This window comes from Williamsia muralis, from assembly GCF_051487485.1.
Classification (GTDB): domain Bacteria; phylum Actinomycetota; class Actinomycetes; order Mycobacteriales; family Mycobacteriaceae; genus Williamsia; species Williamsia muralis_B.
This window is the reverse complement of sequence record NZ_JAHVCV010000002.1, coordinates 54194-74908: the sequence shown is the minus strand read 5'-3', so window position 1 is coordinate 74908 and position 20715 is coordinate 54194. Positions and strand designations below refer to the sequence as shown.

Sequence of the window (20715 nt, the reverse complement as noted above, 5' to 3'; positions counted from 1 at the left end):
CCAATGGCCGAAATCGTGCTGGACAAGGTGAGCAAGAAATACCCGGACGGTTCTGTGGCCGTCAACGACGTCGACATCACCATCGCCGATGGCGAGTTCATCATCCTGGTGGGACCGTCGGGTTGTGGAAAGTCCACCACCCTCAACATGATCGCCGGTCTGGAGGACATCTCCTCCGGTGAACTGCGCATCGCCGGAGAACGGGTCAACGAGAAGGCACCGAAAGACCGCGACATCGCGATGGTGTTCCAGTCCTACGCGCTGTACCCGCACATGACGGTGCGCGACAACATCGCGTTCCCGCTGACCCTGGCGAAGATGCCGAAGGCCGAGATCGCGCAGAAGGTCGACGAGGCAGCACGCATCCTCGACCTCGGGCAGTACCTCGACCGCAAACCGGCCAACCTCTCCGGTGGTCAGCGACAGCGGGTGGCCATGGGCCGCGCGATCGTGCGTTCTCCCAAGGCGTTCCTGATGGACGAGCCGCTGTCGAACCTCGATGCGAAGCTGCGTGTGCAGACCCGCACCGAGATCGCCCAGCTGCAGCAGCGTCTCGGCACCACCACGGTCTACGTCACCCACGACCAGACCGAGGCCATGACCCTCGGCGACCGGGTTGTGGTCCTGCGCGCCGGCCTGGTACAGCAGATCGGTTCTCCGCAAGAGCTCTACAACCGGCCGTCGAACCTGTTCGTCGCCGGGTTCATCGGCTCGCCGGCCATGAACTTCCTGCCCGGGCGCCTCACCCAGAACGGCATCGAGACCGCGATCGGTGAGGTGGCGGTCAGCGACATGCGGCGAGTGGTGGAGAACGCCAAACATGCTCGCAGCAATGGTGAGGTGCTCATCGGCATCCGGCCGGAACACTTCGAAGATGCTCGTCTGGTGGACCCGCTGGCCCGGTCCAAGGGAGCCACCTTCACCGTGCAGATCAGCGTGCTCGAGTCGATGGGCTCGGACAACTACGCGCACTTCACCGTCGAGGGCGGCCAGTCGTCCGCCAAGGCGCTGGCGGAGATCGCGGCGGATGCCGGTGCGCAGATGGGTAGCGGCCAGCTGATCGCCCGCCTCTCACCGGAGTCCAACATCGGCAAGGGGCAGCAGGCCGAGCTGTTCTACGACACCTCCAAGGTGTCGGTGTTCGATCAGGCGAGCGGTCACAACCTCAGCCTGTAGAAGTTCCGATCGACAGTCGAGCCCGGCGGGTCATCCCGCCGGGCTCGCTGCGTTGTGGATAGGGCGCGTGGGCCACGCGTGCGATCAGGTCGGCTTACGCCTGCGGCGGGAGTGTTCACGCAGCTCGTCGATGATCGCTTCGTCCCAGATGTGCTTGCGTACCAAGCGGTATCGTTCCGAGGCCAGCCACAGATAGAGCTCGGCGTCGCTCGTCACCTCGGGGAGTATCTCGGCGCGCCGAGCCATCCGCACCACCGGCAGGAACTCCTCGCCGAACCACCGCCGGGCGACCTCGACCCGGCTCAGGAACGTGCCGGTCTCCTGGCTGAGCCGAAACCCCCACGCCTCCACGTTCTCGGCGCATTCGGCGTAGTCGAAGGGGTCCTCGAACGAAATGGCCTCGCGTTGTTTGCCTTCCAGCGGCACCCGCGACAAAAACAGACGCCGGTGGTCCTTGAGGACAAGATCGGATCGAGCGGTGATGCCCTCGGGGGAGATGCGGGTGTGGATGACGGTCACGTACGCGTCGATGGTCGTGAAATGTCGTGAGATCGCAATCGAGACGCGGTGGTGCCCGTCGATGACGAAGTGCATGTCGCCGATGCGGTAGAGCTGCACCGGCGGTACGGATTCACCGCGCCGCTGGGCGGTGGCAAGGCGCTGCCAGCGTTCGCGTACACGGGCCGACGTGGGCCGGAAGTAGCGGTCGAAGTCGCGGGTGCGGTCCACGCTGCCGACGATCGTGGACACCTCTACAACGGTGAGCCCGAGGAAGGTCTCGCCCGTCTTGCCCAGGGCCGCAACGACTTCGTCGAACGGCAAGATCGTGTTGACGTCCGCGGGTTGGCGGGTGAGCCAGGCCGACAGACGCGCCAGCTCGGCTCGTCTGCGTTGCCTGCTGAAGTCGTTCTCGGCGTCGGCGCTGGGGAATCCGGTGTCACGCGCCATGGCGTCTCCGGTGTATCCGGATCCCGGTTCCTCCGGGCTCGATGTCGAACAGGCAGTAGCCGACGGTGTTCAGCGAGAGTGTGCTGCGGCGCAGGGTCTTGCCCGGCATCGTCTTGAGCAGGATGGTGTGGTCCATCGGGGTCTGGCCGTGGGGATGGATGTGGCCATGGAGCAGGAGTTGTGGACGCAGCCGGTAGACCAGCGGGAGGAAACAGCGGAATCCGCGATGCGGGCCGTCTTCGGCGTCCCCGATGCCGCGCGCCGGACTGTGCGTGAGCAGGATGTCGACAGCCGACTTCCCGGGCATCATCCGATACGCGAAGCGGCGCAAGGCCAGTCGATTGGCCCGTTGACGCTGGGTCGCTTCCCGGTACTGATTGGGGCCGTCGTTGTAGCGGATGCAGCCACCCAGTCCGGCGATGCGCACACCGGCCACCGTGACGATGCGGCCGTCTGCGTTCACCGCGCCTTCGGGCCCCGGATCGCGGACCGGCAACCCGGCCTCGGTCCAGCCCGCCCGGGTCTTCTTGAAGCCGGACAGGTCCCGGTCGTGGTTGCCGGGTACAAAGACGCACGGAACACCGAAATGGGCCATGAGCTTCTCGAGATAATCGAAGGGCAGGTCGCCGGCAGCGACGATCAGGTCGGGCGCCAACTCCTCGGCAACCCCGTAGTAGAGGCTGTCGACGACCTCGTCCGATACCGAAAGCACACGCACCACGTGTTCGACCCTAGACGCGGCTGGGTGATGACGCGCCGAAGACCGCGATTACCGGCCAGATGAGGGGCATTACCCTGGGGCGTGTGAGCGAGTCGGAGTCGTCGGTGATCGATCGGGTGGCGGCGCACCTGCGTGAGATGTTCGACGACGTCGAACCCCAGCGGGCGTCGGTCACCTTCCTCGGGCTCGAATCGATTGACGTCCTTCGTTTTTCGATCGTGCCCAGCAGCGTGGCGTACGTGTCGCTCGGCTGCAGCCGGCATCCGATGGGGGAACCGGACCAGCTGATCGTCGACCCGACCGCGGGACCCCGGGCGGAGGTATTGGTCCGCATGCATCTGTCCGATGCCTCAGCGCGATCCACACAGCTGCGCGGGCTGCACCGCACGGTCGCGATGCTGGCTGCGGCGCCGGCGGTGGAAGGGTTGGTCCTGACCGCCGACGCGCTGATCGACCTCGGGGAACCCCTGTGGGAAGGGGCGACGTTCACGGCCGTCGTCCTCGAGGACGACGAGATGGCGCCCTGCGAGATCCCCGGTGACCTCGAGGACGTGCACTTCTTCCGGGCAATCCCTGTCACGGCAAACGAGGCGGCGTGGGTCCGGCTCAAAGGTGTGGACGCACTCCGCGCAGCGTGGACCGAAGCGGGGATCGACGTGAACGACCCGGTCAGGGCAGGCGCAACCATCGGTTGACCGCCGACCGCGGCGCATCGTCACAGCCAGTGATTACGCCGGAACGTCCGCCAGAGTCCCACGCAGATCGTGGCCAGCAACGTCAGCACCACGAAGTAGCCGTACTTCCAGTGCAGTTCCGGGATGTTGTCGAAGTTCATCCCGTAGATACCCGCGATCATCGTGGGCACCGACGCGATCGCCACCCATGCCGAGATCTTGCGCATGTCGGTGTTCTGCTGGATACCGACCTTGGCCAATGCGGCGTCGATCAGCGATGTCAGGACCTCGTCATAACTCGCGATCCGCTCGTTGACGCTGGTGTGGTGGTCCTGGACGTCGCGGAAATAGCGCCGTACCTCTTTCGGGATCAGCTTGTCCTCGGACGAGGTGAGCCGGCGCAGCGCCGCGTCGAGTGGGTCGACGGCCCGTCTCAGCTCCATGACCTCACGCTTGAGGAGGTAGACGGGTTCGATCTCGATCCGGCGGCCGGGCGAGAAGACGTTCTCTTCGAGCGCATCGACGTCGAACTCGACCGCGGTGGTGACGTCGACATAGGTGTCGACCACATGGTCGGCCACGGCATGCATCACCGCGGTGGGCCCCAGAGCCAGGCGCTCGGGGAGTTCCTCGAGTTGCTTGCGAACCCCCGAGAGCCCTGTGTGGTCACCGTGGCGCACCGTGATCACGAACTCGTTGCCTGCCATCACCATGATCTCGCCGGTCTCGACGACCTCGTTCGCCACCTGTAGAGATTCGTGGGCAACGTACTTGACGGTTTTCAGTACCAGGAACAACGTGTTGTCGTATTGCTCGAGTTTCGGTCGCTGATGGGCTTGCACAGCGTCTTCGACCATCAGTTCGTGCAGGCCGAACGTGTTGGCCACCCCTTCCATCTGCCGGCTGTCGGGGGAGTGCAGACCCACCCACACATAGCCCCGGCCGGTGGAGCGCACCTCGTCGAGGGCGTGACTGAACGTTCGCAGCCCCGGGAGCCGTTTGCCGTCGACGTACACCGCACAGTCGACGACTGCACGTGACGGCGGGATGGGCACCCTGGAGGAGGGTTTGCCTGGTGTGCTGGTACGCAGATGCGGCCGTGGCGGCATGGCACCTCCCTTGTCTGTGCGTGGCGAAAGTCCACGGGGGATGCTACGCCCGGAACCGTGGCGCCCGCCGATTCCGGCGGCTGCGCCCGGCCCCGGCAGCGGGATTGCGCCTGGATCATCGGTGCTGGTTGATGTCGAATCGGTGGAGTGCGGGCTGCGAACACGTCACGACCACTCGAGACAACCTCACGACTACCAGGTATGGCCGTGAGAGCTTTTGGGTTGAAGTAGCGTGATCGGCGTGACTGACCTGATGGGCAGTGAACTGCCCGCCCCCGACGCCGACGCATCGACAATCACCCGCGACGAGATCTTCGCCGGCCATGAGGGTGGCAAATTGTCTGTGAGTATCACCTCGCCGCTCGACACCAAGCGTGCTCTGTCGATCGCCTACACACCCGGCGTCGCCGAGGTGTCCCGGGCCATCGCCGCCGACCCCGAACTGGCCCGGCGCTACACCTGGACCAATCGTCTCGTCGCGGTGGTCAGCGACGGCAGTGCCGTGCTGGGGCTCGGTGACATCGGTCCGAGCGCCTCACTGCCCGTCATGGAGGGCAAGTCGGCGCTGTTCAAGAACTTCGCCGGGCTCGACTCGATCCCCCTGGTGCTCAGCACCAAGGACCCCGACGAGATCGTCGAGACGCTGATCCGCCTGCGGCACTCCTTCGGTGCGGTGAACCTCGAGGACATCTCGGCACCGCGGTGTTTCGAGATCGAGAAGCGGGTGATCGAAGCTCTTGACTGTCCGGTCATGCACGACGATCAGCACGGCACCGCCATCGTGGTGCTCGCCGCGCTGAAGGCGGCGACCAAGCTGCTGAAGAAGGACCGCAGTGCCCTCAAGATCGTCATCTCGGGGTGCGGCGCTGCCGGCGTGGCCTGCGCGAACATCCTGCTCGCCGACGGCATCGCCGACGTCACGGTGATCGACAGCAAGGGCATCGTGCACAGTGGCCGCGACAACCTGCACGACGTCAAGGTCGACATGGCCGGGCGCACCAACCCCGACGGCAGGACCGGATCGTTGTCGGACGCCCTTGTGGATGCCGATGTGTTCCTGGGGGTGAGCGCAGGCAAGGTGCCCGAGGAGGCCCTCGCGACGATGAACTCCGACGCGATCATCTTCGCCTTGTCCAACCCTGATCCCGAGGTCCATCCCGATGTCGCACGCAAGTACGCGGCAGTGGTCGCCACGGGTCGCAGTGACTTCCCGAACCAGATCAACAATGTGCTGGCCTTCCCGGGAGTGTTCCGTGGAGCGCTCGACGCGGGCGCACGACGCATCACCGAAGAGATGAAGTTGGCCGCGGCCGACGCGATCGTCGAAGTCCTCGGCGATGACCTGTCCGCAGAGATGATCGTGCCGAGCCCGCTGGACCCCCGAGTGGCACCCGCGGTCGCCGACGCTGTTGCCAGGGTGGCCAAGCAAGAGTGAATTCCGCTCTACTGCAACACATTCGACGAGGTCTGCCGGTCCTGGTGGTGGCCTGCGCGCTGATGGTCGCCGGTTGTTCGGACCCGGGACCCGCGCCGCAGGAACTGGTGATGGGGTCGACGGCCGATACGCCGAGTCGAGTTGCCACAGCCATCTATGCGGGAGCTCTCCGTGGGGCAGGGGCGGCGGTCTCGGACGAACATCCGGTGGCCGACTACGGTGGCCTGCTCGACCAGATGGACAACCGCACAGTCGATCTGTTCCCGGCGTGGTCCGGGGATTTGCTGGCACAGCTCGATCCGGGGGCATCCGGGCGCACGTCGGAGGACGTCTACAACCAGCTCAATCAGGCACTACCGCAGGGTGTCTCGGCAGGCGATGCCACCACCGTGCAGAACAAGCCGCTGGTGTTCGTGTCCAGTGACCTCGCGGCCACGGCCGACGTCGACGAACTCGCAGAGTGCGCCGCACTCCCGGCAGGGCTGCCACTGGTCACCGTGGTTGAACCGGCGCCGCAGACGGTCAGCGAGCTGGCCGGGGCGGGATGCGCCTTCGGTCCCGCTCGGGTGATGGACGCGCAGGCGGCCGTCGCGGAGGTGGCGGCAGGCCGCGCCGCAGGGTTGTTCTCGGCCTTGGGCGTGGTGGCCGACGACGCCGGACTCCAGGGTCTCGACGACGGCAACGACGCGATGCGGGCGCAGGATTTGGTGCCGATCTTCCGCACCGCTGCCCTCAGCCGCACGTTGTTCCGCGCGATGAACAAGGTTGCGGGCGAGCTGACCACCGCCGACCTGACCACCATGGCGGCCGAGGTCGACGGTGGTGCGGAGCTATCCGGCGTTGCGACCCGCTGGCTCGGCGAGCACAGCCTGTGAGTACTGCAGCCGATCACTGAGGAATCGACCCAGGTCGTCGACTGCGGCAGCAGCCTCGGTCACCAGCGGTGCCGCTGTGTGCGCCACGTGCCACAGCGGACCGAGATCGGATGCGGTGACGTCGACCCCTGCCTCACGCAGGGACGCGACGAACTCGGTGACCTGATCGAGCAACAGTTCACGCTGACCGATCTGGACCAGGGTGGGCGGCAGCCCGTCCAGAGGTCCGACGGCCGGCGCGTACCGGGGATCGGTGGGATCGCCGTCTCCGAGGTAGGCGGCTGCGCCCTGACGCGACCACTCGAGGTTCACCACGATGTCGGTGCCGGGATCCTCTGCCACCCCGGCAGGGTTCACCCATGGTGAGATCAGACCGAGCGCTGCGGGGGTGACCCCGTGCTCGTCGATCAACACTCGCGCCGTGGCCACGCTGAGCCCGCCCCCTGCCGAATCGCCTGCGATCGCCACGGATTCGGGACTGTATCCGCGTTCGAGCAGGGCGAGGTAGGCGGCAACCGAGTCATCAACCGCGGCGGGCATCGGATGTTCGGGCGCAAGCCGGTAGTCGAGGGCATAGACCTCGGCTGCGGCGGCCCGCGCGAGCGTGGTGGTCAGCGCCCGGTGGGTGGTCGGGGACCCGACGATGTAGGCACCGCCGTGCAGATACAGCACTGCACGACCGTGTTCGGTGGCCCCGACGCTGACCCGCTCGGCGGACCGATCACCCAGGGTCACCGACCGGATCACCGAGTGAGGCACCCTCGGCAGCAGCAACGTACTCATCTCCAGCAGCTTGCGCTGGGTCTGCGGCGACCACCGCGAATTGAGGGTGAGTGCGAACAGCGGCCGGAAGATGAGCTCGCCGGCCGGGACCGACAGGAAGGGTTTCAGTTCCATGATCACCAGGGGTCAGAGGAGCGGAGACGTGGAGGTCACGGGCGAGGGGTCCGCCTTCGGCAGCAACCTGACCGCCAACTTGCTGTTGACGATCTCGTACATGGACCCACCGGCGCGAACCAGCAGATCGAGCACCTTGGCGTCGGCGCCGACGAGAACCCGTGGGCGGTTGCGCTCGATCGCCTTGATGATGATCTCCGCGGCCCGTGCCGACGTGGTGCGGGCCAGCTTCTTGTCGAACAACTCGGCGGTGTTCTTCTGGTCGTGCCCTTCGGACACGGTGGCGTTGCGGGCGATCGCGGTCTTGATGCCACCGGGATGGACGCAGGTGACGTTCACCGGATGTCCGGCGATCCGCATCTCTTGATACAGCGATTCGGTGAAGCCGCGAACCGCGAACTTTGCTGCGTTGTAGGCACTCTGACCCGGCATGGCCAGGATGCCGAACAACGACGAGGTGTTCACGACATGTCCGTCGCCCGATGCGATCAGGTACGGCAGGAACGCTTTTGTCCCGTTCACCACACCCCAGTAGTCCACGTCCATCACGCGCTCGTACTGCTTGAACTCGGTAAGTTCGACTTCACCGTGATGCGCGATGCCTGCGTTGTTGATGATGAGGTTGACCTTGCCGAAATGCTGGGCGACATCGTCCGCGTAGGTGAGGACGGCTTCGCGTTCGGCGACATTGAGCAGCTGCGAATGTACTTCGGCCCCTTGCTCTTTGAGCATGCGCTCGGTCTCGTCGAGACCGGCGGGATTGACGTCCGAGATGGCGACTTTGGCGCCCTTGGCTGCGAGCTGGAGAGCCAGGTCGCGGCCCATGCCCGAACCCGCGCCGGTCACCACGGCCACTTTGCCCTTGAAGTCCTTCATGACGTCACCGCTTCTTTCAGTGTGTTGGTCGTGCCGTCGCCGTCGCCGGCCGCGGGAGCGATCGCGGCCGCGGTCGAGGTGTCGTACGCAGCCAGGTCGAACTTACGGGTCAACCGCCGGTAGTTGAACGTGAATCCGGGCCACAGCGTCGTGATGTTGCCGAACTTGTCCTTGTACCAGCTCGCGCAGCCACCGGTTTCCCAGACACTTGTCTTGAGATTCTTCTGGATGGTGACGTTGTAATCGTGCTGTGCGTCGGCCCGCACCTCCACCCGGGAGATGCCGTACTGGCGGGACAGCTTGAAGTAGTCCACGAGATAGTTGAGCTGGGACTCGATCATGTAGACCATCGAGGTGTGGCCCAGCCCGGTGGACGGTCCCACCATCAGGAACATGTTGGGGAAGCCGTTGACGGTCGAACCCTTGTAGGCATTCATCCCCTCGGCCTCCCAGACCTGGGCGAGGCTGCGCCCGTCCTTGCCGATGATGTGCTCGAACGTGGGGGAGTCGGTCACGTGGAAGCCGGTCGCGATGACGATGGCGTCGACCTCGCGGCTCACGCCGTCGGCAGTGATGATGCCGCCGGTGGTGACTTCCTTGATCGGGTCGGTGACCAACTCGACGTTGGACTGGTTCAGCGCCGGGTAGTAGGTGTTCGACAACAGGATCCGCTTGCAGCCGACCTTCCAGTTCGGGGTGACCTTCGCCCGGAGTGCCGGGTCGGAGATACCGCGAGCGATGTTCTGCTTGCCGATGATCTTGGCAGGCGCCAGAACGTTGGGCTGGTGGGTGAGGCCGAACGAGACCAGCTCATGCGAGGCGTAGATGCTCGCGCGCACCGCACGCTGGAATCCGGGGATGTTCTTGAACGCCCAGTTCTCCTTGGCGGAGTAGGGCCGGTCGGCACGCGGCAGGACCCAGGGGGCAGTGCGCTGGTAGACGTCGAGTCGCCCGACCTTCTTGGCCAATTCGGGGACGATCTGGATGGCCGAGGCGCCGGTCCCGATCACTGCCACGCGCTTACCGGTCAGGTCGTAGTCGTGGTTCCACCGCGCCGAGTGGAAGATCTCGCCGGTGAAGCTCTCGATGCCGGTGACGTCGGGGAGCTTGGGCTCGCACAGGGGGCCGATCCCGCCGATGAGGAACTCGGCCTGCCACTGACCCTTGTCGGTGTCGATCACCCAGTGGCCGGCCTTCTCGTCCCACGCGGTGTTGATGACCTCGGTGTTCCACTGGGTCCGCGACCCCAGGTCGTACTTGTCGGCGACGCCGTTGATGTACTTGTGGATCTCGGGCTGCTGCGAGAAGGAGCGGCTCCACGAGGGGTTGAGCGCAAATGAGTAGGAGTACAGGTGCGAGGGGACGTCGCATGCCGCACCGGGATAGGTGTTGTCGCGCCAGGTACCACCGAAATTGCTGCCGCGGTCGAGGATGACGAAGTCGTCGAAACCGTTCTGCTGCAGCTTGACGGCAGCACCCAATCCGGAAAAGCCTGCGCCGATGATGGCGATCTTTACAACGTTCATGGGTACGAACATACCGCCTATTGACGAGCTGTCAATAGCGGAACGGCGAGCGGGACCCGGACTATTGACGGAGAGTCAGTACTATCGGACGCGTGACGACCGCTCGGCGAACCCGGATGAGCCCGCAGGCACGGCGTGATCAGCTGATCAGCCACGGCCTGCGGATGCTCGACAACCGTGCGCTCGACCAGGTGTCCGTCGAAGAGGTCGCCGAGGCGGCCGGCGTGTCGCGGGCCCTGCTCTTCCACTATTTCGAGTCAAAGCAGGACTTCCTGGTCGCACTGACCACGGAGCAGAGCAGGCGGATGCTCGCGCGAACCGAACCCGATCTGAGTCTCGGCGATCCGATCGAGATCGCCCGGGCATCGCTGGCCCAGTACATCGACTACGTGTCGGCGAACCGTTCTGCGTATCTCGCGATCTTGCAGGGGAGCGGCGCCTCGGATCCGGCTATGCGTGAGGTCGCCGAGCACACCCGGACCGTGATGGCCGAACGGGTGTTGTCGCTCGCCGAGTTGCTGGATCTGACGCGCACACCGCTGATCGAACTGGCCGTACACGGTTGGGTCACCTTCACTGAGCAGGTGACCGTGCGCTGGCTGCAGGACTCCGCGGGCGTGGACCGCGACGCCCTCGTCGAACTGATCACGCGCGCGCTGCCGCTCATCGCGACACTGGCAGCAGCCACCCCCGACCCCCGATAGTGGTGGGTTTCGGTGAACGCGACCTGCGGAAACGTTCACCAAAACCCACCAAGATCGGTCAGCCGAAGGCGGTGTCGATGATCTCCTGCTGCTCGACGGCGTGCACCTTCGACGAACCCGACGACGGGGCCGACATCGCCCGCCGCGAGACCCGGCGCAGACCGTTGAAGAACTCGGGCAGCATCTCCGGGAGTGCCAGACCGAAGAAGGGCCACGGACCCTGGTTGGCCGGCTCTTCCTGGACCCAGAAGATCTCTTCCATGCTCGTGTACCGGCTCAGCGCAGAGCGCAGGCGCTTGTGCGGCACCGGGTAGAGCTGCTCGATACGGACGATCGCGACATCGTCACGCTTGTCCTTCGCCTTGCGGGCGGCCAGTTCGTAGTACAACTTGCCCGACACCAGCAGCACCCGCCGGACCTTCTCGCGTTCGGCATCGGAGGTGAAGGCCGGATCGTCGATGACCGACTGGAAACGACCCTCGGTGAACTCAGACACCGGCGACACCGCAGCCTTGTTCCGCAGCATGGACTTCGGGGTGAAGACGACGAGCGGTCGGCTGATGCCATCGAGCACATGGCGACGCAGCAGGTGGAAGTAGCTCGCAGGAGTCGACGGCAGCGCCACGGTCATCGAGCCCTCTGCGCACAACTGCAGGAACCGCTCGATACGTCCGGACGTGTGGTCGGGACCCTGACCTTCGTGACCGTGCGGCAGCAGCAGCACCACGTCGGAGGTCTGGCCCCACTTGGCCTCACCCGACGAGATGAACTCGTCGATGATCGATTGAGCGCCGTTCACGAAGTCACCGAACTGGGCTTCCCAGAGCACGAGGGCATCGGGATGGCCCACCGAGTATCCGTACTCGAAACCGACCACCGCATATTCGCTGAGTGCGGAGTCGTAGGCGAGGAACCGGCCCGGCTTGTCCGGGTTGGTCTCGGCGACCGTACGCAGCGGTGTGTACTCCTCGCCCGTCTCCCGGTCGATCAGGACCGAGTGACGCTGGGTGAAGGTGCCTCGGCGGGAGTCCTGACCGGACAGTCGCACGGTGCGGCCCTCTTCGACCAGTGAACCGAATGCGAGTAGCTCACCGAACGCCCAGTCGACATCGCCGTTACGCGACATCTCGTAGCGCTTCTTGAGCACGGGCTGGACACGCTGGTGCACGGTGAAACCCTCGGGCACGTTGATGAACGCGTCGCCGATCCGTTCCATCGTCTCTTTGCTGATGGCAGTGTCCAGCTTCACCGGTGCCTGCTGATCGGCCTCGACCGACGGGCTCGGTGCAGCCTGGTACTTCTCCAACTCACGGACTTCGTTGAAGACCCGTTCGAGCTGACCCTGGTAGTCGCGCAGGGCGTCTTCGGCTTCCTTGGTGGAGATGTCACCGCGGCCGATGAGCGCTTCGGTGTAGCTCTTACGCACCGACCGCTTGGTGTCGATCACGTCGTACATCGCCGGCTGGGTCATCGAGGGATCGTCACCCTCGTTGTGGCCGCGACGGCGGTAGCAGACCAGGTCGATGACAACGTCCTTGTTGAACGCCTGCCGGTAGTCGACGGCCAGCTTGGCCACCCACACACATGCCTCGGGATCGTCGCCGTTCACGTGGAAGATCGGCGCACCGATCATCTTCGCGACATCGGTGCAGTATTCCGACGACCGCGATGCCTCCGGGGCGGTGGTGAAACCGACCTGGTTGTTCACCACGATGTGGATGGTGCCGCCGGTGCGGTAACCCCGCAGCATCGCGAGGTTTAGCGTCTCGGCGACCACACCCTGGCCTGCGAACGCGGCGTCACCGTGCAACATCAGCGGCAGCACGGTGAACGCGCCGTCGCCCTTGTCGTGCAGGTCCTGCTTGGCCCGCACCAGGCCTTCGAGGACCGGGTCGACGGCCTCGAGGTGAGACGGGTTGGCGGTGAGGGAGACGTTGATCTCGTTGTCGCCGAACATCTGGTAGTACTTGCCCTCGGCGCCGAGGTGGTACTTGACGTCGCCCGAGCCGTGCGCCTGCGACGGGTTCAGGTTGCCCTCGAACTCGGTGAAGATCTTCGAGTACGGCTTGCCGACGATGTTCGCGAGCACATTGAGCCGGCCGCGGTGGGGCATGCCCACAACCACTTCGTCGAGGCCGTATTCGGCGCTCTGATCGATCACGCCGTCCATCATCGGGATGACAGCTTCGGCACCCTCGAGCGAGAAGCGTTTCTGGCCGACGTACTTGGTCTGCAGGAACGTCTCGAATGCCTCGGCGGCGTTGAGCTTGGAGAGGATGTACTTCTGCTCCGCGACGGGCGGCTTGACGTGCTTGATCTCCACCCGTTCCTGCAGCCACTGCTGCTGCTCGGGCTCGAGGATGTGTGTGTACTCCACACCGACGTGCCGGCAGTAGGAGTCGCGCAGGATCGACAGGACGTCGCGCAACTTCATCTTGTTCTCGCCGTGGAAACCACCGACGTTGAAGCTGCGATCGAGGTCCCAGAGCGTCAGATCGTAGGTCAGCACATTGAGGTCGGGGTGAGCCGACCGTGCGTCCGAATCGATCATCAGAGGGTCGATGTCGGCCATCAGATGGCCCCGATTACGGTATGCCGCAATCAGTTCCAGCACGCGGGCGTTCTTGTCGACGGCGCCCTCGGGGATGTCACGACGCCAGCGGATCGGCTCGTACGGGATGTGGAGCGTGGTGAAGATCTGGTCGAAGAACTCGTCCGACAGCAGCAACTGATGGATCGTGCGCAGGAAGTCGCCCGACTCCGCGCCCTGGATGATGCGGTGGTCATAGGTGGACGTCAGCGTCATCAGTTTTCCGACGCCGAGCGCTGAGATCTGCTCGTCGGAGGCGCCCTGGAACTCGGCCGGGTACTCCATCGCGCCCGCGCCCACGATCGCGCCCTGGCCCTTCATCAACCGCGGCACCGAGTGGACCGTACCGATGGTTCCGGGGTTGGTGAGCGAAATCGTCACGCCCGCAAAGTCTTCTGCGGTCAGCTTGCCCTCGCGAGCCCGACGCACGATGTCTTCGTAAGCCGCGTGGAACTGCGCGAAGTTCATGGTCTCGCAACGCTTGATCGCCGCGACCACAAGCGTGCGCGAACCGTCCTTGCCCGGCAGATCGATCGCCAGGCCGAGGTTGGTGTGCGCCGGGGTCACCACGTTCGGCTTGCCGTCGACCTCTTCGAAGTGGCGGTTCAAGTTCGGGAACGACTTGATCGCCTGGACGATCGCGTACCCGAGGATGTGAGTGAACGACACCTTGCCGCCGCGGGTGCGGGCGAGGTGATTGTTGATGACCACCCGGTTGTCGATCATCAGTTTGGCGGGCACCGCGCGAACGCTGGTGGCCGTCGGAATCTGCAGCGAGGCCGCCATGTTCTTGGCAACCGCGGCAGCCGCACCACGCAGAACCTTGTTGCTGGCCTCGGTCGGTGCATCGCCCGCTGCCGGCGCAGACTTCTTCGCCGGGGCGTCCTTCTTGGTGGGGGCGTCCTTGCGGGGAGCAGGCGCGGACTTCTTGGCCGCCGGTGCGGCGTCTTTGCTCACCGACTCCGCGGACTTGTCGGTGGTCGACTCGGCCGAGGTGGTGGTCGAGGACGAGGCGTCCCTGCTGTGCTCGGACTGGCCGGCAGCGGCCTTGCTCGCGGGAGTCGGGTCGACAGCGGGCTTGGCCGCGGATCCGTTGGCGGAGGACTTGGGGGCAGCAGAGCCATTCGATGAGGCACCGGCCTTCGGCGCCGACTTGGACTGTGATCCAGCAGCCGCCTTCGACTGTGACTCAGCAGCCGCCTTCGGCTGTGACTCAGCAGCCGCCTTCGGCGGGGATTTCGCCTCCTCGGACCCATTACCCTCTGCGCCATAACTCTTCAGGAAGTCATGCCAACTCGGGTCCACCGAGCTCGGGTCTTCTTTGAAGCGCTGGTACATTTCCTCAACCAGCCACTCGTTCTGTCCGAAGTCTGAAATCGAACTGCTGCTCACGGCAGTATCTCGCCTCAATTCCCTTTACGTATCCATGTCGAGTCCCGCGCCAGGGCCGTCTCCGCCGCTATCACGCCGCCCGGAACTCCGTTCGAAGTATCCAGGTCTAAAGGTTAGTCCCCGAGTGCCGCCGAAGCTATGCCGGTCGGTTGCCGCCGTGTCCGGCTGTCGGTTCGCTTGCCTCGTCTGGTGTGATACCCGCCGTCCACAGGGCGCGATACCTTCCGTCCAACGCCAAGAGCTCGTCATGTGTTCCGAGCTCCACGATCTGCCCGCCGGCGACCACGGCGATGCGGTCGGCTCGCGCCGCGGTCGCCAGTCGATGCGCGACGATCACCGAGCTCCGTGATCCCGTGAGGTGCCGGCCGGCCGCCATCACCCGTCGTTCGGTGGCCTGATCGAGCGTGGCGGTCGCCTCGTCGAGCAGCAGTAGATCGGGGTCCACCAATTCGGCACGGGCGAGCGCGATCAGCTGTCGCTGACCGGAGGACAGTCCTTGCCCCCGCTCACCGATCGGATGGTTCATCGCGCCCGGCAGCGCCGAGATCATCGACAACGCTCCCACCGCGCGAGCCGCCGCGACGATCTGCTCGTGGTCGGCGCCCGGTCTGCCATAGGCGATGTTGTCGGCGACGGTGCCGGTGAACAGGTGGGGTTCCTGAGGGACCACACCGAGTCGCGAGCGGTAGTACGACAACCGGAAGCCCCGGATGTCGGTGCCGTCCATCCGCACCGATCCGCTTGTCGGGTCGTAGAACCGGGCGAGGAGCTTGACGATGGTCGACTTGCCCGCGCCGGTCTCACCCACCAGGGCCAGTGAGGTGCCGGGGGGTAGATCGAGGTCCACGCCGGCGAGGGCATCGGTTGTCGACCCGGGATAGCGGAACCCGACCTCTCTCAGTTCGGCGTGCCCGGTGAATCCGTTCTCCGGTGTTGCCACGGCGAGTTCGGGCACACCGTCGGGACAGCGCACGCTACTGCGGGTGGCGAGCAGATCGGAGATCCGCCGGAGGCCGACCAGAGCTTGCTGGTACCCGTCGAAGACCTGCGACAGCTGCTGGACCGGACCGAACAGCATGCCCAGATACAGGACGAAGGCGACGAGGGTGCCTGCACTGGTGCTGCCTCCGGCAACCTGGTGGGCGCCGAAGGCGATCACCCCCGCGGTCGCGAGGTCGGACATCAAGGTGATGAACGGGAAGAAGATGGAGATCGCCTGCTGGGACACCATGCGGGCTCGAACGTACGCCGCAGCCCTTGCCGAGAACTGCGCCATGGCAAAGCCGTCGTGCGAATAGGCCTGAGTGGTGCGCACGCCGCCGACGTTCTCCTGGAAGTCGGCGTTGACCTCGCTGACCAATTCCCTCGAGCGGGTGTAGGCGCGCGACGAGATCCGGCGGAACACGATCGTCGCCACGATGATCGGCGGGAACACCACCAGCATCAGCAGTCCGAGTGAGGCATCGGTGATGATGAGGGCAACAGCCACACCGACCACCGCGAGGGTGCTGACGATCGCGGTCGACAGACCCGTCTGCAGGAACGTCGACAGCGCATCGACGTCGGTGGTCATGCGCGTCATGATTCGCCCGGACAGTTCGCGCTCGTAGTAGTCCAGGCCGAGTCGCTGCAGGTGCGCGTAACTCCGCACGCGCAGTGCATAGAGGACGCGTTCGCCGGCGCGGGAGGTGATCACGGTCATCACGGCGGTAGCGACGAATCCGATCGCAACGGCGGCCAGACCTACGCCGGCCGCGAACCACAGATGGCTCGACCGGTCGGACGTGGCGCCGTCGATGCCGTAGCGGGCGATCGTGGGGAAGGCCAGACCCACCAGGGTGTCGATGGATATGCACAGCACGACCAAGGCCAGCAGCCAGCGAACCGGGCGCAGCAACTGACGAAGCGAGAAGTCGGGCCGATCGGTGCGGATGTTGTTGTCGTCGACGTCCGGTGACTCGTCGGCCGGGGGGAGCGCCTGCACCGCTTCGAGGAGTTTCGGGGTCGGAGCCATCGCGCCGAGCGCGCCGGCCATCCCACCGCCGCCGCGAGGACCCATCGTCGCCGGTGCCGCGACCTTGCGCAGCCGCGGCTCGGGTTCGGGTGCTTCGTTCGGCCAGAGCGCATCGACCGCCACCGGCTGATCGGCGGCGATGTCCTCGTCGAGGTCGTCATCGCGGACATCCGTGCTCATCAGTGAGCGGAAGAGGGGACAGCGAGCGTTGAGTTCGGCCTCGGTACCGACGTCGATGATGCGGCCCCCGTCTAGAACGGCGACACGGTCGGCAAGGGTCAGGGTGGACCGGCGGTGGGCCAGGATCAGCATCGTCCGCGTGGAGGTGCGCAGGTGGGTGAAGATGTCGGCCTCGGTGCGCGCATCGACCGCAGAGGTCGCGTCGTCGAGGATCAGTACGCGGGGGTCTGCATAGAGTGCGCGGGCCAGTGCGATGCGCTGGCGTTGTCCGCCCGACAGGGTCAGTCCTCGTTCCCCGACGATGGTCCGGTATCCGTGTTCGAGTGCGGTCACGAAACCGTGTGCGCCGGCACGTTCGGCCGCCGAGATGATGCCCGGCGGCAGCGGTGGCTTCTCGTCGGTGGTGCTGTCGAACTTCCCGACGTGGGCGTTCGGGGCGATGTTGGCGGCGACGGTGTCCGAGTAGAGGAAGGCCTCGTCGAACACCACGCCGACCGTCGACCGGAGTTCCTGTGTCTCCACCGTGGAGATGTCGAAAGTGCCGTGGCTGTTGGACAATTCGATCGTGCCGGCCTGGGGCCGATAGAAGCGGTCGGCGAGTAGGGCGAGGGTCGATTTGCCCGAGCCGGGCGGACCGACGACGGCGACGACCTCACCGGGAGCGATGTGGAGGTCGACCCCGTTCAGCACGGGTGTTCGGGCTCCCGGGTAGGTGAAGGTGACATTGTTCAGCGCCAGTCCCAGGGCATCACCGGGAAGGGTGCCGCGTGCAGACAGCGCGGGATCGGGTGGTTCGTCGATCACCTGGTACACGCGCTCGACGGCAGCCCGCGCGAGTTGCGCCGACACCAGCAGCGAGGTGAGGAGCCGGGCGAGCCCGGTCATCGTGGTGACGTAGGTGGCGAACGCGAGAAAGGTGCCGACGGTGATCGAGCCCTGCATCGTCAGGTACCCGCCCAGGGCGATGATCGCGACCATCCCCAGCTGCGGCACGGCAGCGAGCGACGGCGCGAAGCGTGCGTTGATCTTCGCCGACCGCAGGCGCATGGAGTACAGCCGACGACCAAGCCCCACAAGCTCGTCGACCGCCCGATCCTCCTGACCGAAGCCCTTGACGACGCGGACGCCGGTCACCGTCTCCTCCACGTGCTGGGCGAGGTCGGCGGCCGATTGTTGCGCGGACCAGGTGGCGGCGAACAGGCGTTTGCGACTGTTGAACGCGATGGCCGACACGGCCGGGATGACCAGCAGGGCAACCACTGTGAGCAACGGGGACAGGTAGAACATCACCCCGATGGCGAGAACCACCTGCACCATCGCGCCGAGCGAGAGGGGCACCATCGCGAGGAGGCCCTGCACCAACTGCAGATCGGTGATGCTGCGCGACACCACCTGGCCGGTGCGGATCTGGTCCTGAGCCGCACCGTCGAGGCGGAGCACGCTGTTCAGGATCGACAACCGCAGCGAATTCTGCACGTTGAGCGATAGTCGTCCAGCAGTCAGCCGGCGACCGTATTGGCATCCGAATCGGACAAAGGCCAGCGCCACCATGACCCCGGCGATAGCTGTGATCGAGTACCCGTGCTCGGCGGTCCCGGTGGCTTCATCGATCGCGGCCTTGGTCAGCAGTGGGATCGCGAGGTCGATCAGCAGCGCGAGGCCGGTGACACCGAGGACGATGACAACCAGTCTGCGGTGACGCAGACACTCCCGGGTCAGCCGCCGGATCCACCCGGGTCGAACGTCTTCTGGCGGAGCGATCAACTAGATGACGGCCCGTCGTAGGGCGCGATGATGTGGGGACGATTCGACGGCCATTCCCTGGGAGCAGGGCCGAAGACCTTGCGCGAGTTGTTGATGATGATCTTGCCGAGGGTGCGGTTGCCCACGCCTCCGATGATCGCCCCGAGGCCGGCGGGCAGGAGTTTGCCGGCCGCCAGCGGCAACTTCTGGAGGGTGTACTTGCGCAGGTAGCGCTTGACCAACCGCTGATTGAGCGTTCGCATGACCGGTGCCGGTATGACGCCGCCGAGCGCACGGCCCATCGTTCCGCCGGACTTCGCGCCGAGGGAGTCACGCACCACCGCCAACCCCGACTCGCCGAGTGCCACGGTCAACACGAGGGCTTTGCGGCGCTCGCGGTCGTCGATCGGGATGCCGTGCACATCGGCGATGGCCAGCGACAGAAGTGCCGACGCCTCGATGAAGAACGCGGTCTCGGCGCCCAGGGATGCCAGGGACATCACGGTGCCCACACCCGGGAACGCGGCCGCGGCGCCGACCGCTCCGCCAGACCCGGTGACAGCCATCAGGAACCGCTGTTCGAGCCGGGCGATGATCTGTGCCGGTGACTCGTAGGGGTGTTCCTGGCGCAGATGGTTGACGTACTTGGCGACGGCGGGTGCCTGTAGGTGCTGCGCCTGACCGACCAGGGCGTCCAGGATGCCCTCGGGTTTGCGTCCGGCTCCCACGATCTGTCCATCACCGATAGAGGACAGCTGCTTCTTGGCCATGGTCAGGCTCCTTGTCCGGCGGGAACCACTTCGCCGTCGATGGGCGGCGGTGGCGGGGTGCCGTCGCCGAACGGTCGACCGCCGAGTTCTTCACGGTGATGGGCGGTGCGCCAGCCGGACAGATCCGGTCCCTTGGGCACGATCTTCGTGGGATTGATGTCCTCGTGAACGATGTAGTAGTGCTGTTTGATCTGGGTGAAGTCGACGGTGTCCCCGAATCCGGGGGTCTGGAACAGGTCGCGTGCGTACGCCCAGAGCACGGGCATCTCACTCAGTTTGGACCGGTTGCACTTGAAGTGTCCGTGGTAGACAGGGTCGAATCTGACCAGGGTGGTGAACAGGCGCACGTCCGCTTCGGTGATGGTGTCGCCCACCAGATAGCGCTGCTCGCGTAGCCGGTCGGAAAGCTGGTCGAGACGGGTGAACAGCCGATCGTAGGCGGTTTCGTAGGCGTCCTGACTGCCGGCGAACCCGCACCGGTACACGCCGTTGTTGACGTCCTTGAAGACGACGTCGATGACCTCGTCGATCTCGCCGCGCAGATGTTCGGGGTAGAGGTCAGGAGCCCCATCGCGGTGGTGGTCGACCCACTCGGTGGAGAAGTCGAGGGTCATCTGGCGGAACTCGTTGGTGACCACGGCGCCGGTGGGGATGTCGACGATGGCCGGGACGGTGATTCCCCGCGGGTAGTCCGGGTACCGCGTCAGGTAGGCGTCTTTCAGGCGCGGGATCTTCAGGACAGGGTCGAGACCGTCGGGGTCGAGGTCGAAGGTCCAGCTGTCCGAGTCATGGGTCGGACCACACAGGCCCATCGACAGCACCGACTCCAGACCCAGCAGCCGGCGGACGATGATCGCCCGGTTCGCCCAGGGGCATGCGCGGGCGACGATCAGCCGGTACCGGCCCGGCTCGACCTTGAATGTCTCGCCCGCGGGTCCGACGCCGTCACGCGTGATGCGGTTGTCGATGTATCGGGTGTCCCGCACGAACTCCTCACCGGTGGTCACGTAGGTGCCCGGGGTGTCGTGCGCTGAGTGTGTCGACTCGGTGCTCATCGTTTCCAGGGTAGCCGTTGATCAGGGCTG

General features: G+C 65.5%; 15 protein-coding genes. 5 read left to right on the top strand and 10 right to left on the bottom strand.

Features of this window, described 5'->3' with window-relative positions:
• The first annotated feature begins 3 nt into the window (after positions 1–3).
• Positions 4–1176, top strand: a complete 1173-nt coding sequence (locus tag KXR83_RS03675; RefSeq protein ID WP_437423644.1) for an ABC transporter ATP-binding protein — start codon at positions 4–6, stop codon at positions 1174–1176.
• Between the two features lie 84 nt (positions 1177–1260).
• Here KXR83_RS03675 and KXR83_RS03670 read toward each other — a convergent pair whose 3' ends face one another.
• Positions 1261–2124, bottom strand: coding sequence for a chromosome partitioning protein ParB (locus KXR83_RS03670; protein ID WP_437423643.1), 864 nt, complete (start codon positions 2122–2124; stop codon positions 1261–1263).
• Positions 2114–2845 (bottom strand): metallophosphoesterase family protein, encoded by a 732-nt coding sequence (locus tag KXR83_RS03665; RefSeq protein WP_437423642.1) that lies wholly within the window; start codon positions 2843–2845, stop codon positions 2114–2116. Before KXR83_RS03665 ends, KXR83_RS03670 begins: the two co-directional genes overlap by 11 nt.
• A gap of 59 nt (positions 2846–2904) precedes the next feature.
• On the opposite strand from KXR83_RS03665, the gene KXR83_RS03660 reads away from it, so the two are divergent.
• Positions 2905–3540, top strand: a complete 636-nt coding sequence (locus KXR83_RS03660; RefSeq protein ID WP_437423641.1) for a suppressor of fused domain protein — start codon at positions 2905–2907, stop codon at positions 3538–3540.
• A 20-nt stretch (positions 3541–3560) separates the two neighbouring features.
• Here KXR83_RS03660 and KXR83_RS03655 read toward each other — a convergent pair whose 3' ends face one another.
• The gene (locus KXR83_RS03655; RefSeq protein ID WP_062800194.1) at positions 3561–4628 is read right to left on the bottom strand and encodes a magnesium and cobalt transport protein CorA; all 1068 of its coding nucleotides are present in this window, start codon (positions 4626–4628) and stop codon (positions 3561–3563) included.
• Between the two features lie 253 nt (positions 4629–4881).
• On the opposite strand from KXR83_RS03655, the gene KXR83_RS03650 reads away from it, so the two are divergent.
• On the top strand, positions 4882–6063 hold the full coding sequence (locus KXR83_RS03650) for an NAD(P)-dependent malic enzyme (RefSeq protein WP_062800196.1): 1182 nt from the start codon (positions 4882–4884) through the stop codon (positions 6061–6063).
• Entirely contained in the window at positions 6060–6938 is an 879-nt protein-coding gene (locus KXR83_RS03645) for a glycine betaine ABC transporter substrate-binding protein (protein ID WP_437423640.1), read from the top strand. The genes KXR83_RS03650 and KXR83_RS03645 overlap by 4 nt, the downstream gene beginning before the upstream one ends.
• On the opposite strand, the gene KXR83_RS03640 is transcribed toward KXR83_RS03645, so the two are convergent.
• From KXR83_RS03640 to KXR83_RS03630, 3 genes are read right to left on the bottom strand one after another with little or no spacing between them, the layout of a single operon-like run.
• Complete coding sequence (locus KXR83_RS03640; protein ID WP_437423639.1) at positions 6894–7835, bottom strand: alpha/beta hydrolase; 942 nt, start codon at positions 7833–7835, stop codon at positions 6894–6896. The two genes, KXR83_RS03645 and KXR83_RS03640, sit on opposite strands and share 45 nt — an antisense overlap.
• Before the next feature lie 12 nt (positions 7836–7847).
• Positions 7848–8711 (bottom strand): SDR family NAD(P)-dependent oxidoreductase, encoded by an 864-nt coding sequence (locus tag KXR83_RS03635; RefSeq protein ID WP_437423638.1) that lies wholly within the window; start codon positions 8709–8711, stop codon positions 7848–7850.
• Positions 8708–10237 carry a flavin-containing monooxygenase gene (locus tag KXR83_RS03630; protein WP_437423637.1) on the bottom strand — a complete coding sequence of 510 codons (1530 nt, stop codon included), beginning with the start codon at positions 10235–10237 and terminating at the stop codon, positions 8708–8710. The genes KXR83_RS03635 and KXR83_RS03630 overlap by 4 nt, the downstream gene beginning before the upstream one ends.
• 92 nt (positions 10238–10329) lie before the next feature.
• On the opposite strand from KXR83_RS03630, the gene KXR83_RS03625 reads away from it, so the two are divergent.
• Positions 10330–10941 (top strand): TetR/AcrR family transcriptional regulator, encoded by a 612-nt coding sequence (locus KXR83_RS03625; protein WP_245969055.1) that lies wholly within the window; start codon positions 10330–10332, stop codon positions 10939–10941.
• A gap of 58 nt (positions 10942–10999) precedes the next feature.
• On the opposite strand, the gene KXR83_RS03620 is transcribed toward KXR83_RS03625, so the two are convergent.
• The 4 genes from KXR83_RS03620 to KXR83_RS03605 all read right to left on the bottom strand — a co-directional run bounded on the left by KXR83_RS03620 (position 11000) and on the right by KXR83_RS03605 (position 20685).
• Positions 11000–14923: a multifunctional oxoglutarate decarboxylase/oxoglutarate dehydrogenase thiamine pyrophosphate-binding subunit/dihydrolipoyllysine-residue succinyltransferase subunit gene (locus KXR83_RS03620; protein ID WP_437423636.1), complete on the bottom strand. Its 3924-nt coding sequence runs from the start codon at positions 14921–14923 to the stop codon at positions 11000–11002.
• Positions 14924–15059: 136 nt separating this feature from the next.
• Positions 15060–18878, bottom strand: coding sequence for an ABC transporter ATP-binding protein (locus KXR83_RS03615; RefSeq protein ID WP_437424426.1), 3819 nt, complete (start codon positions 18876–18878; stop codon positions 15060–15062).
• Positions 18878–19630, bottom strand: coding sequence for a hypothetical protein (locus tag KXR83_RS03610; protein ID WP_062800204.1), 753 nt, complete (start codon positions 19628–19630; stop codon positions 18878–18880). Before KXR83_RS03610 ends, KXR83_RS03615 begins: the two co-directional genes overlap by 1 nt.
• A gap of 2 nt (positions 19631–19632) precedes the next feature.
• Positions 19633–20685 carry a glutathione S-transferase family protein gene (locus tag KXR83_RS03605; RefSeq protein WP_023957829.1) on the bottom strand — a complete coding sequence of 351 codons (1053 nt, stop codon included), beginning with the start codon at positions 20683–20685 and terminating at the stop codon, positions 19633–19635.
• Positions 20686–20715 lie beyond the last annotated feature (30 nt).

What these genes read in the sequence shown, in the direction of transcription:
- KXR83_RS03675 (WP_437423644.1), top strand. Translation starts at nt 4, where the DNA reads ATGGCCGAAATCGTGCTGGACAAGGTGAGCAAGAAATACCCGGACGGT.
- KXR83_RS03670 (WP_437423643.1), bottom strand. Translation starts at nt 2,124, where the DNA reads ATGGCGCGTGACACCGGATTCCCCAGCGCCGACGCCGAGAACGACTTC.
- KXR83_RS03660 (WP_437423641.1), top strand. Translation starts at nt 2,905, where the DNA reads ATGAGGGGCATTACCCTGGGGCGTGTGAGCGAGTCGGAGTCGTCGGTG.
- KXR83_RS03655 (WP_062800194.1), bottom strand. Translation starts at nt 4,628, where the DNA reads ATGCCGCCACGGCCGCATCTGCGTACCAGCACACCAGGCAAACCCTCC.
- KXR83_RS03650 (WP_062800196.1), top strand. Translation starts at nt 4,882, where the DNA reads ATGGGCAGTGAACTGCCCGCCCCCGACGCCGACGCATCGACAATCACC.
- KXR83_RS03640 (WP_437423639.1), bottom strand. Translation starts at nt 7,835, where the DNA reads ATGGAACTGAAACCCTTCCTGTCGGTCCCGGCCGGCGAGCTCATCTTC.
- KXR83_RS03635 (WP_437423638.1), bottom strand. Translation starts at nt 8,711, where the DNA reads ATGAAGGACTTCAAGGGCAAAGTGGCCGTGGTGACCGGCGCGGGTTCG.
- KXR83_RS03630 (WP_437423637.1), bottom strand. Translation starts at nt 10,237, where the DNA reads ATGAACGTTGTAAAGATCGCCATCATCGGCGCAGGCTTTTCCGGATTG.
- KXR83_RS03610 (WP_062800204.1), bottom strand. Translation starts at nt 19,630, where the DNA reads ATGGCCAAGAAGCAGCTGTCCTCTATCGGTGATGGACAGATCGTGGGA.
- KXR83_RS03605 (WP_023957829.1), bottom strand. Translation starts at nt 20,685, where the DNA reads ATGAGCACCGAGTCGACACACTCAGCGCACGACACCCCGGGCACCTAC.